We start from the raw sequence: 13,665 nt of genomic DNA on the forward strand, positions 1-13,665 counted from the left end.
TTCCTCCGGGTTTTCCCGCCTGACACATACCGAATGATAAGGATTGGCGTCTAGCGTGACGCTGGGTTTGTCAGAAGGAAGGGACCTGCCATGAATCTCTCGGGACGCCGCGTCGGGTCGGCATATGTGATTTCAGTGGACGAGCCGCGGATCGACGCCGCCGTTGCCATCCAGTTCAAGGACCAGATGCGGGCGTTGACCGCGACGGCCACGGGACGCGTGGTGCTGGACCTGTCGGGTGTGACGTTCGTCGACTCCAGCGGGTTGGGGGCGATCGTCGCGTCGATGAAGCAGATGGACAAGGGGCAGACGCTGGAACTGGCGGGGCTGATGCCCAACGTGCACAAGGTGTTTGAACTGACCAGGATGAACACGGTGTTCCGAATCCACGGCGATCTTGATGCGGCCTTGGGGCGGCACGCAGGCTGACACGGGCAAGGGGCAGGCGGCTGCGCACCGTGGAAATCATGCACCAGACAGCCGAAAACCAGGTGCTTTTCGCGCATCGCTTCGACGCGACGGCGGACAGCGTTCGCCAGACCGTGCAACTGGCCTGCGCCGCACTGGTGGCGGTCGGCGTGGGCGATGACGCCCGTGGAACCATCGAACTGGTGTTGGCGGAAGCGTTGAACAATGTAGTTGAGCATGCCTATGCCGGATGTGCGCAGGGACGTATCGATACCGAGCTGCGTCGGGCCCCCGGGCAGGTGCGGATCGAGATCCGGGATCAAGGTGCGCCGCTGCCCGGTGGCGCGTTGCCCTGGTGCCCTAGGGATGGCTTGGCCGATGTGCGGCAGAGCTTGCCGGAGGGCGGCTTTGGCTGGCAGTTGCTGGTGCGGTTGACGCGGCACATCTGCTATGTCCGCATCGACGGGGAAAACCGGTTGACCCTGGTGATCGACCACGACTGGTGGAACGCGCCGAAACCTAGCCCCAGCTGACATCCCCGAGGAAGATATAGCCCGCGCCATAAATCGTCTTGATCAGGCGCGGGTTTTTCGGGTCTTCACCCAGCTTGGTGCGCAGCCGCGAAATCCGCACGTCCATCGCGCGGTCAAAGGTTTCGCCGGCACCACCGCCCAGCGACTCCTGCATCTGTGCGCGCGTGATCAGACGTTTGGGCGCCTGCAGGAACAGGCGCAGGACCTCGCCCTCGGCATGCGAAAACGGGGTTTCGCGGCCTGTCGTGTTTTCCAGTGCGTAGCGGTCGAAATGCACGGTCCAGCCGTTGAAGCGCGCGGTGTCGCTTTGCGGGGCGCTGGTCCGGGTGCTGCGCAGGCGGGCGCGGACCCGGGCCACGACCTCTGCCGGGTCGAACGGCTTGATGATGTAGTCATCGGCGCCCAGTTCCAGCCCGGTCACCCGGTCCTGCACCTGCGCCCGGCCGGAAATGATGATGACCGTCGCGCCCTGTTCCAGCGCCAGCCGGTGCACCAAGGTCAGCCCGTCGCGGTCCGGCAGTCCCAGATCGACAAGACAGACATCCGGGGTGGTTCGGCGCAAGGCGGCTTCGAATTCCGTGGCGCGGGCAAAGGCGAGGGTGCGGAACCCGGCCTCTTCCAGCGCGTCGGTCAGCATCGACCGGATCGCCGGCTCGTCGTCAAGAATGGTTACAAGCGGTTGTGTCATGCGGCCTGCCTTGCCTGCCCCAGAAAGCCAGCAAGCTGGGCGGCGGAAAAGGGTTTCGTCAACAGCGACGTGCGGTCACGCGCGGTGCGATGCAGCGGGTGGTCGGCGGGCAACGATGTCATCAACAGCACCCGCCGTTCGGGCAACCTGTCCAACAGATCGACACCGGTCAGCGTGCCCTCCAGCCGGATGTCGGACAGGATCGTCTTGATTTCGGGCAGGCCGTTGGCCAGCGAAACGGCCTCATCCACGGTGGTTGCCTCGATCACCGAATGGCCCAGTTCCGTCAGCATGTCCCGGATCGAGGCGCGCAGGTCGGGGTTGTCTTCGACCAGCAGGACAAGGCCGGGTTCTGGCAGGCTGGCCACGCGGCGTAACGGCAAGCGCAGCGACACGACGGCGCCGGTGTCGGTATTGTCCAGCCGGACCTCACCCCCCGCGAGCTTGGTCATGTCATACACCATCGCAAGCCCCAGCCCTGATCCGTCGGACCCTTTGGTGGTAAAGAACGGGTCAAGCCCGTGGCGCAGCGCTTCGGGCGAAAAGCCGGGTCCGGTGTCGGTCACACGGAATTCGATCCAGGTGTCCATCACCTCGGACGCGGTCAGGGTTATGGTGCCACCCCCCTTGCACGCGTCGCGGGCGTTCAGGATCAGGTTCAGCAGGCTGTCCTGCAACATCCCCGGGTCCAGCAGAACGTCGGCTTCGGTCTGGTCGATCACCTGCAAGGTCACGTCATCGGGCAGGGACGGGTTGGCCAGCGTTTGCAGGTCTGACAGGAACGGTCCAGGGTGCATCGGTTCGGGGCGGTAGCTTCGCGGGCCGGTCATGTCAGCGATCTTGTGCAGCAGGGTTCCGCCGCGCTGCGCCGCCTGCTGCGTGGCGCGAACAAGGGCCATCGCCTCTGGCTCCAGGCCCATCCGGCTGAGTCGAGACTGCATGCCAAGTATGATCGTCAGCAGGTTGGAAAAGTCATGTGCCAGTCCACTGGTCAACTGCGCCGCGATTTCGCGCCGCTTGGTCTGTTGCAGGGCTGCACGGGCCTGGGTTTCCTCGGTCACGTCCATCGACAGGATATAGACGCCCCGCTCGTCCTGATCGGGTGTGAACACCGCGCGGATCCGGCGGAAACTTTCGCGGTGGGTGAACTCGAAGGTGCTGGCATTGCCGCCATAGGCGGTTTCCAGGTGCGGTCGTACCTTGGCATAGGCATCTGGCCCCAACGCATCGGATATGTGCAGGCCAAGGATGTTCGACGGACGACCCGGCATCACCGAGCTCAGCCGCCGGTTGGAATAGGTATAGCGGCCATCGGCATCGACATGGGCGATATGCGCCGGCATCATTTCGGTGGTCAGGCGGGTTCGTGCCTCCGATTCCGTTAATTGGCGGCGGGTTTCCTGCAATGCCGTGATGGTTGCGGCCAATTCACGGTTGGTTGCGGCCAATTCTTCGGATCTTGCCAGCACTTCTTCTGACAACAGGGCAGACCGGGTGCGCAGCAGTTTCTCTTGCTCTTTCACCTGACTGATATCGGTATAGACGGTGACCCAGCCACCTTCGGGCAGCGGCGCGCCTTCGACGCTGATCGTCTGACCGTTGGCCCGCGTGCGTTCCATGTAGTGGGATTCGAAAGCCAGCGCGGTTTCCACCCGGTCACGCACGAATCGCTCAAGATCGTCGATCGGCCCGTATTCACCGCGGGTCGCGAGGTGGCAGATGGTCTCCTCGAACCCGGCGCCGGGGGTTGTCAGCCTGTCGGGCAGGTCAAACATCTCGGCGAAACGGCGGTTGCAGACCGCCAGCCGCAGATCGTTGTCATAGATCGTCAGGGCTTGCTGGATCAGGTTCAGCCCGGCCTGCGTCAACGCATCCTTACGTGTCATGACACGTTCCTCCCGGTTCTTCGCTACCACCCGTGGGGTCGACAGCAAACCCCGATGCGTGGCCTGTTACAATTCGTAAGATTTGAGAAATGATCAGGAAAAAGTTGACCGCCACCGTGCACCTTGTCCAAATGGACGCTGAGCCGTGGGGAGAAACGGCTGGCCTGTGCAAACGGGCATTTGGGAGGACGACTTTTGGCACACATGACAGAGGGCGCAGCCGGTCTGCGCTCGATCCCTGCGCTGTTGCACCGCAATGCCACGCAATATGCCAACGCACCGGCGTATCGCGAAAAGGAATTCGGCATCTGGCAGACCTGGAGCTGGGCCGAAACCGAGAAAGAGATCGAAGCACTGGCGCTTGGGCTGCTGAACCTGGGCGTCAACAAGGGCGACTATATCGCCATCATCGGACGCAACCGTCCCTATCTGTACTGGTCGATGGTTGCCGCGCAGTCCGTGGGCGCGGTTCCCGTGCCGCTGTATCAGGACGCTGTCGCGGAAGAGATGGAATATGTGCTGGCCCATTGCGGGGCCCGGTTCGTGATCGCCGCCGATCAAGAACAGGTCGACAAGGTGATCGAGATCCAGGACGACCTGCACCAGTTCGAACACATGATCTATCTCGATGCGCGCGGGATGCGGAAATACGACCACCGCCGCCTGCATCAGTATTCGCATGTGCAAGATCAGGGCCGTGCCGCTTATGACGAGTTCATCGAGGAACTGAAGGCGCGGCGCGATTCGCTGGATTACGACGACACCTGCGTGATGCTGTATACCTCGGGCACCACCGGCAAGCCCAAGGGCGTGGTGCTGTCGAACCGGAACATCATCGAAACCGCTCGAGCGTCTTCGGAATTTGATCACCTCAAAGCCAATGACGAGGTGCTGGCCTATCTGCCGATGGCCTGGGTGGGTGATTTCATCTTCTCCATTGGTCAGGCGTACTGGACCGGGTTCTGCGTGAACTGCCCGGAATCTCCTGAAACCATGATGACCGATCTGAAAGAGATCGCGCCGACCTATTTCTTTGCACCGCCGCGGGTGTTCGAGACCCAGCTGACCAACATCATGATCCGGATGGAAGATGCGGGGTCGTTCAAGCGCAAACTGTTCAAGAATTTCATGGACCACGCCCGAAAGGTCGGCCCGAAGATCCTGGATGGTGAGCCGGTCAGCGGCATGGACAAGCTGAAATATGCGCTGGGCAACCTGATGGTCTATGGCCCGCTGAAGAATGCCCTGGGTTTTTCCAAGGTCCGCGTCGGCTATACTGCGGGTGAAGCGATCGGGCCGGAAATCTTCGACTTCTACCGCTCGCTGGGCATCAACCTGAAACAGCTTTACGGCCAGACCGAGGCTACGGTGTTCATCACCCAGCAGCCTGATGGGCAGGTGCGGTCGGACACCGTGGGTGTGCCGTCGCCAGGTGTGGAACTTCGCATCGCCGAAAATGGCGAAGTCTTCTATCGCTCGCCCGGTGTGTTCGTCGAGTACTACAAGAACGCCGAAAGCACCGCCGATACCAAGGATGCCGAAGGCTGGGTGGCCACCGGCGATGCGGGTTTCATCGAGGAAGCGACGGGGCATCTGCGGATCATCGACCGTGCCAAGGACGTGGGCCAAATGGCCGACGGCCGCATGTTCGCGCCCAAGTATGTTGAGAACAAGCTGAAGTTCTTCCCGAACATCCTCGAAGCGGTGGTGTTCGGCGCGGGGCGCGACCGTTGCACCGCCTTCATCAACATCGACCTGACGGCGGTGGGCAACTGGGCGGAACGCAACAACATCGCCTATGCGTCTTACCAGGAACTGGCCGGTCACCCGCAGGTGCTGGACACGATCCAGAACCATATCGAAGAGGTGAACCAGTCGGTTGCGCAAGACGAGATGCTGTCGGGCTGCCAGATCCATCGCTTTCTTGTGCTGCACAAGGAACTGGATGCTGATGATGGCGAACTGACCCGGACCCGCAAAGTGCGCCGCAAGATCATCGCCGAGAAGTTCCAGGACCTCGTTACCGCGCTCTATGACGGATCGACCAGTGTCTATACCGAGACCGAGGTGACCTATGAGGATGGCCGCAAAGGCGCAATCAAGGCGACACTGGAAATCCGCGATGCCAAGGTGATGCCGATCGCAACGAAGATGGCGGCGGAATGATGGGCCGCTCGCGCTGCGCGCATCGCCCCGGCCCTCATCCCGCAGGATCTGTTGCAAACTTTTTCAAAGCGCCGGTCAGCGCCGAGCGGAGAACCTAGATGAAAGACACCGAAGGCTATATTACGGCAGACGGTCGCAAGATTGGCGGCGTGCTGATGGAAATGAAGAACATCACCCTGCGGTTTGGCGGCGTGGTGGCGATCAAGGACATCAGTTTCGACATCCGTGAAGGCGAGATTCGCGCGATTATCGGCCCGAACGGGGCCGGCAAATCGTCGATGCTGAACGTCATTTCAGGCTTCTACATCCCGACCGAAGGCGAGGTCTGGTATCAGGGCAGCAAACGCCCGCAGATGAAGCCCTACAAGGTTGCGCAACAGGGTATCGCCCGGACCTTTCAGAACATCGCGCTGTTCGAGGGGATGACCGTTCTAGACAACATCATGACGGGTCGCCTGACCCACATGAAGGCCAACCTGGTTCAGCAGGCACTGTGGTGGGGCAAGGCGCGCGAGGAAGAGATGGCCAACCGCGAGAAGGTCGAGAAGGTGATCGACTTCCTTGAAATTCAGAACATCCGCAAGACGCCGGTGGGCCGTTTGCCCTATGGTCTGAAGAAGCGGGTGGAACTGGCGCGCGCGCTGGCGGCCGATCCGTCGCTGTTGTTGCTGGATGAACCGATGGCGGGGATGAACGTCGAGGAGAAAGAGGACATGAGCCGCTTTATCTTGGATGTGAACGACGAATTCGGCACCACCATCGCGCTGATCGAACACGACATGGGGGTGGTCATGGACCTGTCCGACCGCGTTGTCGTTATGGACTATGGCAAGAAGATCGGGGACGGCACGCCCGATGAGGTGCGCAACAACCAGGATGTGATCGACGCCTATCTTGGCGTGTCGCACGACTGACGGGGGACGGAAATGCCTGATCAACTGATTTTCGCGATGGAAGTCACCCTGAACGGCCTGATGGCCGGGGTGCTGTATTCGCTTGTGGCGCTGGGCTTTGTACTGATCTTCAAGGCCTCTGGGATTTTCAACTATGCTCAGGGGGTGATGGCGCTGTTCGCGGCGTTGACCCTGGTGGGGATCCAGCAGGGTCAGGTGCCGTTTTCACACCTGATCAATGCGATTTTCGGAACGGACCTGCACCATTTCGGCTGGCACGTTCCGGCGGTGATCGCGATCATTCTCACCGCCTGTGTCATGGTGCTGTTTGCCTGGATCGTCGAACGCTACATCCTGAAACATCTGGTCAACCAGCCCGACATCATCCTGTTCATGGCGACCATTGGCTTGGCCTATTTCATGGAAGGCTTTGGTGACCTGATGTGGGGGGCCGATATCAAGAAACTGGACGTGGGTCTGCCGCAAGGCATCAACGATACCATCGACCAGGTCACCTATGGCTGGTTTGGCTACGGGTTCTTTATCGACAACCTGGATATCGTGGCGACGGTGATCGCGGTGCTGCTGGTGGTGTCGTTGACGCTGTTCAGCCAGTATTCCAAGCAGGGTCGTGCGTTGCGCGCGGTGGCCGATGACCACCAGGCGGCGCTGTCTGTGGGCATTTCGCTGCGGTTCATCTGGGTGCTGGTCTGGTCGATCGCGGGGTTCGTCGCGCTGGTCGCGGGGATCATGTGGGGCGCAAAGTCCGGCGTGCAGTTCAGCCTGTCGCTGATCGCGCTCAAGGCGCTGCCGGTGCTGATGCTGGGTGGATTCACCTCGATCCCGGGGGCGATCGTCGGTGGTTTGATCATCGGCGTGGGCGAAAAACTGTTCGAATTTTCCATCGGTCCAATGATCGGCGGCGCTACGGAAAACTGGTTCGCCTATGTTCTGGCGCTGATTTTCCTGGTGTTCCGTCCGCAGGGCTTGTTCGGCGAAAAGATCATCGAAAGGGTTTGATCGGTGTTCGTTCCGCAGGTTTTCATACGCCGATCAGGCCGATTTGCCGCGGCCACGGGTGCTGACAGCGCTAACGAAATCCTTGCTCGAAACGATGTTCCTTTGTTCTACTGCCATGGTCTGGGCGCGGCTGGAACCGCAGCCTCCAAAGACGAGGGAGAGAGACTATGAACAAACTGATCGCAATCGTGAACGTGATTGCCTGGGCGGGATTCTGGGCATTCGGATACCTGGCGTTGACCGCCGACCCTGAAAACGGCAGCCAGATTCTGACCGCGCTGATCCTTGCCGCCATCGGCGGAGGCGTGGGTATGCTGGCGTACCTGAAACTGGTCTGCCACTGCGAAGATACCGGCTATGCCGAGCGCCCGAAGCGCGCGGTGCCGGAACAATACCGAACCGACGATTGAGGGAGTGAGCCCAAATGATCTACCGCGAGGCCGGTGATTTCAAAACGTCCTATGTCGAGGACAGCCAGACCTTCCCGATCCGGTTCGACCGTATCGCGTTCTACGTCACTATGGCGGTGGCGTTCCTGGTGATCCCGTTTTTCATCAACGACTACTGGGCGAACGCCGTCTTCGTGCCGTTCCTGATCTATGCGATCGCGGCGCTGGGGCTGAACATCCTGACCGGCTTTGGCGGCCAGGTCAGCCTTGGCACCGGCGGGTTCATGGCTGTGGGGGCCTATGCCTGCTACAAGCTGATGACTACTTTCCCCGAGATCAGCATGTTTGTGCATATCCTGATTTCCGGCGGGATCACGGCGTTGGTCGGCGTGCTGTTCGGCCTGCCGTCGCTGCGGATCAAGGGGTTCTACCTGGCAGTTGCAACGCTTGCGGCGCAGTTCTTTCTTGTGTGGCTCTTCAACAAGGTGCCGTGGTTTTATAACTATTCAGCCTCGGGGCAGATTTCCGCGCCCGAACGCTCGGTTTTTGGCATCATCGTCACCGGCCCGCAGACCGAGGCCTGGGCGAAGTACCTGTTCTGTCTGATCTTCGTGGTGCTGCTGGCCTGGATCGCCCGCAACCTGACCCGCGGGTCGGTGGGGCGCAAATGGATGGCGATCCGCGACATGGATATCGCAGCGGAAATCATCGGGGTGAACCCGCTGATGGCCAAGCTGACCGCATTTGCCGTTTCGTCCTTTTTCGTGGGCGTGGCCGGGGCGCTGTTCTTCTCGGTCTATCTTGGCGCGGTCGAGGTCGGCGAGGCGTTCGGCATCCAGAAATCGTTCCTGGTGCTGTTCATGATCATCATCGGCGGGCTGGGGTCGATCTTTGGCTCTTTTGCGGGCGCGGCCTTCATGGTGCTCTTGCCGGTTTTGTTGAAAAACGTGCTGGTGGGGGGGCTTGGCTGGCCCACCGATCTGGCCGCCCATCTGGAATTCATGATCGTTGGAGGATTGATCGTGGTGTTCCTGATCCTTGAACCGCATGGCCTGGCGCAGCTTTGGCGCCTGACCAAGGAGAAACTGCGGCTCTGGCCGTTCCCGCACTAAGGGGCCGGCAGACAAGACGACGACCGGGGGAAACCCCGCGACAGAAACCATCGGATGAAATCAAGGGAGGAATAACCCGATGAAAATGAAACTGGCAACTCTGGCGCTTGGCGCTGCGATGGCCGCCGGACCGGCACTGGCTGACCTGACCTTTACCGCCCTCAGCTACCGTACCGGGCCCTATGCTGCAAACGGGATCCCGTTCGCTGACGGCTATCAGGACTATTTCACCCTGCTGAACGAGCGCGATGGCGGCATCGGTGGTGAAAAGGTCAACCTGATCGAATGTGAAACCGGCTATAACACCGAAAAGGGTGTGGAATGCTATGAATCCACCAAGGGCACTGGCGCGCTGGTGTATCAGCCGCTGTCGACCGGCATCACCTATCAGCTGATCCCCAAGGTCACTGCTGACGGCATCGCGCTGCACTCGATGGGCTATGGCCGGACCTCGGCCAAGAACGGCGAAGTGTTCCGCAACATCTTCAACTACCCGGCCAACTACTGGGACGGTGCCTCGGTCGCGATCAAGTATCTGCTCGGCGAAAACGGCGGTGACCTGTCCGGTAAGAAGGTTGCCCTGGTCTATCACAACTCGGCCTACGGCAAGGAACCGATCCGCACGCTGGAAGAACTGGCCAAGAAGCACGGTTACGAACTGTCGCTGCTGCCGGTCGACCACCCCGGGCAGGAACAGAAGTCGCAGTGGCTGCAGATCCGCCGCGAGCGTCCCGATTATGTCATCATGTGGGGCTGGGGCGTGATGAACCAGGTCGCCATCCAGGAAGCCGTGAACATCCGTTTCCCGATGGAAAACTTCATCGGTGTCTGGTGGTCGGGATCTGAAAACGACGTGCTGCCCGCAGGGGCCGGTGCCGATGGCTACAAGGCGCTGACCTTCCACAACCTGGGCGACGATTATCCGCTGTATGATGACATGCGCAAGTATGTGCTCGATGCGGGCAAGGCCGCAGGTGCAGGCGACAACCTGGGCACTGCTCTGTATAACCGTGGCATGTATGCCGCCATGCTGGCCGCCGAAGCCGCAAAGACCGCTCAGGCCCTGGCAGGCACCAGTGCAATCAACCAGGCGCAGATGCGCGATGGCATGGAAGCACTGGAAATCACCCAAGAGAAGATGGAAGCGATCGGTCTGCCGAACTTCGGTCCGACCTTCTCGGTCAGCTGCCAGAACCACGGTGGTGAAGGCTATGTGGCGGTTTCCCAGTGGGATGCCGGCGCCGGTGAGTGGAAGATGATCACCGACTACATCCAGTCGGATCAAGAGGTTCTGAACGCTCTGATTGCCGAAGATTCGGCAGCCTTCGCGGCAGAAAACAACATCACCCCGGGCTGCAACTAAGCCTGAACGAACTGTCCGGTCCGCCATTCCGGCGGGCCGGGCCCACCGCCCGCCAAAGTCAGGGAGCCGCCATGCTGGACGCCGCACCGACACAACAAGAGACTGTTCTTGAGGTCAACAATATCGAGGTGATCTATAATCACGTGATCCTCGTGCTGAAAGGGGTCAGCCTGAAGGTGCCCAAGGGCGGTATTACCGCGCTTCTGGGCGGCAACGGGGCTGGCAAGACGACGACGCTCAAGGCGATCTCGAACTTGCTGCATTCCGAACGTGGTGAAGTGACCAAAGGCAACATCAAGTACCGCGGCCGCCCGGTGCAGGATCTGGACCCGGCCGAAATGGTCAAGGCAGGCGTTATCCAGGTTATGGAAGGCCGCCACTGTTTCGAACACCTTACGGTCGAGGAAAACCTTATGACCGGCGCCTATACGCGCAAGGCCAGCAAGGCGGAAATCGCGCAGGACCTGGAAATGGTCTATTCCTATTTTCCGCGCCTGAAGGAACGCCGAAAGTCGCAGGCGGGCTATACCTCTGGCGGAGAGCAACAGATGGTTGCCATCGGTCGTGCGCTGATGAGTCGACCGGAGACGATCTTGCTTGATGAGCCTTCGATGGGCCTGGCGCCGCAGTTGGTGGAGCAGATCTTCGAGATCGTGAAAGCGGTCAACGAAGGCGAAGGCGTGACCTTCCTTCTGGCCGAGCAGAATACCAACGTCGCGCTTCGCTATGCGCACTATGGCTATATCCTGGAATCCGGTCGTGTCGTGATGGATGGTCCGGCCAAGGACCTGCGCGAAAACCCGGACGTCAAGGAATTCTACCTGGGCATGTCGGACGACGGTCGCAAGTCCTTCCGCGAGGTGCGCAGCTATCGCCGCCGCAAGCGTTGGCTGGCCTGACGAAAGACCCGCGCCGCCGCGCCATTCTGCGCTGCGGTGCGACCCCCGAACCAAACACGCAACATCGGGCGCCCGGTCTGATCCCCGGCGCCATATGAGGACGATTTGGCATTTGCACGCCGCATATCCAAGGATGAGAGAGGGTCAGGCCCCGACCAGCACCTTCATCTCGGTGATCCGCGCCAGCGCCTCTTCGCGGGTGTTACGGATGTTGGGTCGGAAATCCTGTGTCTCGGCGCGCAAGCGGATGTCCGCCTCGGTCTCCGATCCGGTGGCATAGCGGACAGACCCAAGCGAGGCCGCGATGTTCAGCGACTTTCCGCGATGGGCAAAGCTGACCCAGGCCGCAGGCTCGATACGGCAGCCATTGTAGTTGATCAGGAAGAACCATTTGCGCCCGGTCTCGGTGATCCGCTCTTCGATGTGGTCGTAGAAATCGTTTACGTCTTTCGACGTGTAGAATGTGAAGTACGAGAAATCGACATCCATGATGCTTTCGGCGTCGTCGAAACTGATGCGACGCACGAAGTCGCCCAGGCTGTAGTTCGAGTCATGCTGGATGCGCATGCGGCGCTTGCTTGGCAGGCTTTCCAGCCGCGCAAGCGCCCCGTCGCGGTCAGAAAACAGGTTCGGATCGAAGGCTTCGGTATTGGCATCGCGTTCGATCTGCGCGCGGGTTGCATCAGACGCGTCGAACCGCACCGACCCCATGGAATGCGCAAGGTTCAACGCCTTGCCCCGGCGTGCATAAGCGAACCAGGCAGAGGTGTCGATCCGTGTGGCGTTCAGGTTCACCAAAAAGAACCAAAGCTCTTCACCGGTCGCGGCAATGCGTTCCTCGATCTGGTCGTAGAACCGGTTGACGGTCGCCGTGCTGTCAAACGTGAAGTTCGAGAAATCGGCCTCCATGATCTGGCGGTCCTCGTCAAAGGTGATGCGGGGATCGAATTCGGTAACAGACATGGCAGGCCCTTCTCATACACGCAGTTGGGGAAATCTAAGGTCTGGCCGCGCGTCAGACCTTGTCTCAGATCAAGGAATCGTGCCGCACTCTGGCGGCCAGAACGGAGGGGCGCATGAGCACCTATTTCGATACGTTGGAAACCCGCAGCGCCGACGAACGCGCCGCGGCGTTGGCCGTGGCGCTGCCTGAACAAATCGCCCGAGCCAAGGCTTTGCCCGGCTATGCCGCGTCGCTGGGCGATACGGATCCGGGCGTTGTGACGGATATGACGGCGCTTGCGGCCCTGCCGGTCCTGCGCAAGTCCACCTTGGGTGACGCACAGGCCAAGGCGGCCCCCTTTGGCGGATTCACCGTGAAACCGGCGCATGGCTTCGCCCATGTGTTCCAGTCACCCGGCCCGATCTACGAGCCGGGCGGGGTGGACCGTGACTGGTGGCGGGTGGGCCGGTTCCTGCATGCCTGTGGTATCGGGCAGGGTGACATCGTTCAGAATTGCTTTGGCTATCACCTGACCCCGGCCGGAATGATCTTTGAATCAGGGGCACGCGCCGTTGGGGCCGCGGTTCTGCCCGCGGGCACCGGTCAGACCGAGTTGCAGGTTAGAGCCGCCGCGGATGTCGGGACCACGGCCTATGCCGGAACGCCGGATTACCTGAAGGTGATCCTCGACAAGGCGGCAGAGATGGGGGTCGACCTGAAGATCACCAAGGCCGCCGTCGGGGGCGGCGCGCTGTTCCCGTCGCTGCGTCAGGAATACGCCGATCGTGGCATCACGTGCCTGCAATGCTATGCCACAGCCGACCTTGGGAACATTGCCTACGAAAGTCCGGCGATGGAGGGCATGATCATCGACGAAAACGTTATCGTCGAGATTGTCACCCCCGGCACCGGAAACCCCGTTGCGCCGGGGGAGGTGGGGGAAGTCGTGGTGACGACACTGAATCCTGACTATCCGCTGATCCGTTTCGCCACCGGCGACCTTTCGGCGGTTCTGCCGGGTGAAAGCCCTTGTGGCCGAACCAACACCCGGATCAAGGGCTGGATGGGCCGCGCCGACCAGACCACCAAGATCAAGGGCATGTTCGTTCGTCCCGAACAGGTGGCCGCGCTGGTCTCACGTCATGAAGAGGTGAGTCGCGCCCGCGTGATTGCAACCCGCGAGGGTGAGATGGACGTGATGACCATTCAGATCGAAACAGATGGAAACAATCCCGACACTTATTCGGGGACTGTTTCGGAAGTGTTGAAAATGAAGGGTCGAATTGAGCTTGTGGGCAAAGGCACCCTTCCCAACGACGGCAAAGTGATCGACGATCAACGGGTCTACGAGTGATTTTTCTCGGA

General features: G+C 60.7%; 13 protein-coding genes. 10 read left to right on the plus strand and 3 right to left on the minus strand.

Annotated features, from left to right (window positions below):
• The first annotated feature begins 90 nt into the window (after positions 1 to 90).
• Together VK792_RS06115 and VK792_RS06120 are read left to right on the plus strand one after the other, a co-directional pair.
• Positions 91 to 429 carry an STAS domain-containing protein gene (locus tag VK792_RS06115; RefSeq protein ID WP_326296484.1) on the plus strand — a complete coding sequence of 113 codons (339 nt, stop codon included), beginning with the start codon at positions 91 to 93 and terminating at the stop codon, positions 427 to 429.
• A 38-nt stretch (positions 430 to 467) separates the two neighbouring features.
• Positions 468 to 941 (plus strand): ATP-binding protein, encoded by a 474-nt coding sequence (locus VK792_RS06120; RefSeq protein ID WP_326296486.1) that lies wholly within the window; start codon positions 468 to 470, stop codon positions 939 to 941.
• On the opposite strand, the gene VK792_RS06125 is transcribed toward VK792_RS06120, so the two are convergent.
• Entirely contained in the window at positions 928 to 1,629 is a 702-nt protein-coding gene (locus VK792_RS06125; protein WP_326296488.1) for a response regulator transcription factor, read from the minus strand. The two genes, VK792_RS06120 and VK792_RS06125, sit on opposite strands and share 14 nt — an antisense overlap.
• Entirely contained in the window at positions 1,626 to 3,515 is a 1,890-nt protein-coding gene (locus VK792_RS06130) for a hybrid sensor histidine kinase/response regulator (protein WP_326296489.1), read from the minus strand. Before VK792_RS06130 ends, VK792_RS06125 begins: the two co-directional genes overlap by 4 nt.
• Positions 3,516 to 3,719: 204 nt before the next feature.
• Here VK792_RS06130 and VK792_RS06135 point away from each other — a divergent pair, with 204 nt between their 5' ends.
• From VK792_RS06135 to VK792_RS06165, 7 genes are all read left to right on the plus strand, one after another.
• Complete coding sequence (locus VK792_RS06135; protein ID WP_326296491.1) at positions 3,720 to 5,681, plus strand: AMP-binding protein; 1,962 nt, start codon at positions 3,720 to 3,722, stop codon at positions 5,679 to 5,681.
• Positions 5,682 to 5,779: 98 nt separating this feature from the next.
• Positions 5,780 to 6,595, plus strand: coding sequence for an ABC transporter ATP-binding protein (locus VK792_RS06140; protein WP_326296492.1), 816 nt, complete (start codon positions 5,780 to 5,782; stop codon positions 6,593 to 6,595).
• 12 nt (positions 6,596 to 6,607) lie between these two features.
• On the plus strand, positions 6,608 to 7,594 hold the full coding sequence (locus VK792_RS06145) for a branched-chain amino acid ABC transporter permease (protein ID WP_326296494.1): 987 nt from the start codon (positions 6,608 to 6,610) through the stop codon (positions 7,592 to 7,594).
• A 167-nt stretch (positions 7,595 to 7,761) separates the two neighbouring features.
• Entirely contained in the window at positions 7,762 to 8,004 is a 243-nt protein-coding gene (locus tag VK792_RS06150) for a hypothetical protein (protein WP_326296495.1), read from the plus strand.
• A 14-nt stretch (positions 8,005 to 8,018) separates the two neighbouring features.
• Entirely contained in the window at positions 8,019 to 9,095 is a 1,077-nt protein-coding gene (locus VK792_RS06155; protein ID WP_326296496.1) for a branched-chain amino acid ABC transporter permease, read from the plus strand.
• Positions 9,096 to 9,174: 79 nt separating this feature from the next.
• Positions 9,175 to 10,458, plus strand: coding sequence for an ABC transporter substrate-binding protein (locus VK792_RS06160; RefSeq protein WP_326296497.1), 1,284 nt, complete (start codon positions 9,175 to 9,177; stop codon positions 10,456 to 10,458).
• A 71-nt stretch (positions 10,459 to 10,529) separates the two neighbouring features.
• Positions 10,530 to 11,357: an ABC transporter ATP-binding protein gene (locus tag VK792_RS06165; RefSeq protein ID WP_326296498.1), complete on the plus strand. Its 828-nt coding sequence runs from the start codon at positions 10,530 to 10,532 to the stop codon at positions 11,355 to 11,357.
• 144 nt (positions 11,358 to 11,501) lie between these two features.
• Here VK792_RS06165 and VK792_RS06170 read toward each other — a convergent pair whose 3' ends face one another.
• A complete protein-coding gene (locus VK792_RS06170) occupies positions 11,502 to 12,320 on the minus strand; it encodes a hypothetical protein (RefSeq protein WP_326296499.1) in 819 nt (272 codons plus the stop codon).
• A gap of 113 nt (positions 12,321 to 12,433) precedes the next feature.
• On the opposite strand from VK792_RS06170, the gene VK792_RS06175 reads away from it, so the two are divergent.
• Positions 12,434 to 13,654, plus strand: a complete 1,221-nt coding sequence (locus VK792_RS06175) for a phenylacetate--CoA ligase family protein (RefSeq protein ID WP_326296500.1) — start codon at positions 12,434 to 12,436, stop codon at positions 13,652 to 13,654.
• Positions 13,655 to 13,665 lie beyond the last annotated feature (11 nt).

It is taken from the genome of Mesobacterium hydrothermale, assembly GCF_035818635.1.
Lineage (GTDB): Bacteria > Pseudomonadota > Alphaproteobacteria > Rhodobacterales > Rhodobacteraceae > Mesobacterium_A > Mesobacterium_A hydrothermale.

Excerpts from the sequence above, each read along its gene's own strand:
- VK792_RS06130 (WP_326296489.1), bottom strand. The coding sequence starts at position 3,515 with ATGACACGTAAGGATGCGTTGACGCAGGCCGGGCTGAACCTGATCCAG.
- VK792_RS06165 (WP_326296498.1), top strand. The coding sequence starts at position 10,530 with ATGCTGGACGCCGCACCGACACAACAAGAGACTGTTCTTGAGGTCAAC.
- VK792_RS06140 (WP_326296492.1), top strand. The coding sequence starts at position 5,780 with ATGAAAGACACCGAAGGCTATATTACGGCAGACGGTCGCAAGATTGGC.
- VK792_RS06175 (WP_326296500.1), top strand. The coding sequence starts at position 12,434 with ATGAGCACCTATTTCGATACGTTGGAAACCCGCAGCGCCGACGAACGC.
- VK792_RS06145 (WP_326296494.1), top strand. The coding sequence starts at position 6,608 with ATGCCTGATCAACTGATTTTCGCGATGGAAGTCACCCTGAACGGCCTG.
- VK792_RS06115 (WP_326296484.1), top strand. The coding sequence starts at position 91 with ATGAATCTCTCGGGACGCCGCGTCGGGTCGGCATATGTGATTTCAGTG.
- VK792_RS06170 (WP_326296499.1), bottom strand. The coding sequence starts at position 12,320 with ATGTCTGTTACCGAATTCGATCCCCGCATCACCTTTGACGAGGACCGC.
- VK792_RS06150 (WP_326296495.1), top strand. The coding sequence starts at position 7,762 with ATGAACAAACTGATCGCAATCGTGAACGTGATTGCCTGGGCGGGATTC.
- VK792_RS06135 (WP_326296491.1), top strand. The coding sequence starts at position 3,720 with ATGACAGAGGGCGCAGCCGGTCTGCGCTCGATCCCTGCGCTGTTGCAC.
- VK792_RS06160 (WP_326296497.1), top strand. The coding sequence starts at position 9,175 with ATGAAAATGAAACTGGCAACTCTGGCGCTTGGCGCTGCGATGGCCGCC.
- VK792_RS06155 (WP_326296496.1), top strand. The coding sequence starts at position 8,019 with ATGATCTACCGCGAGGCCGGTGATTTCAAAACGTCCTATGTCGAGGAC.
- VK792_RS06125 (WP_326296488.1), bottom strand. The coding sequence starts at position 1,629 with ATGACACAACCGCTTGTAACCATTCTTGACGACGAGCCGGCGATCCGG.
- VK792_RS06120 (WP_326296486.1), top strand. The coding sequence starts at position 468 with ATGCACCAGACAGCCGAAAACCAGGTGCTTTTCGCGCATCGCTTCGAC.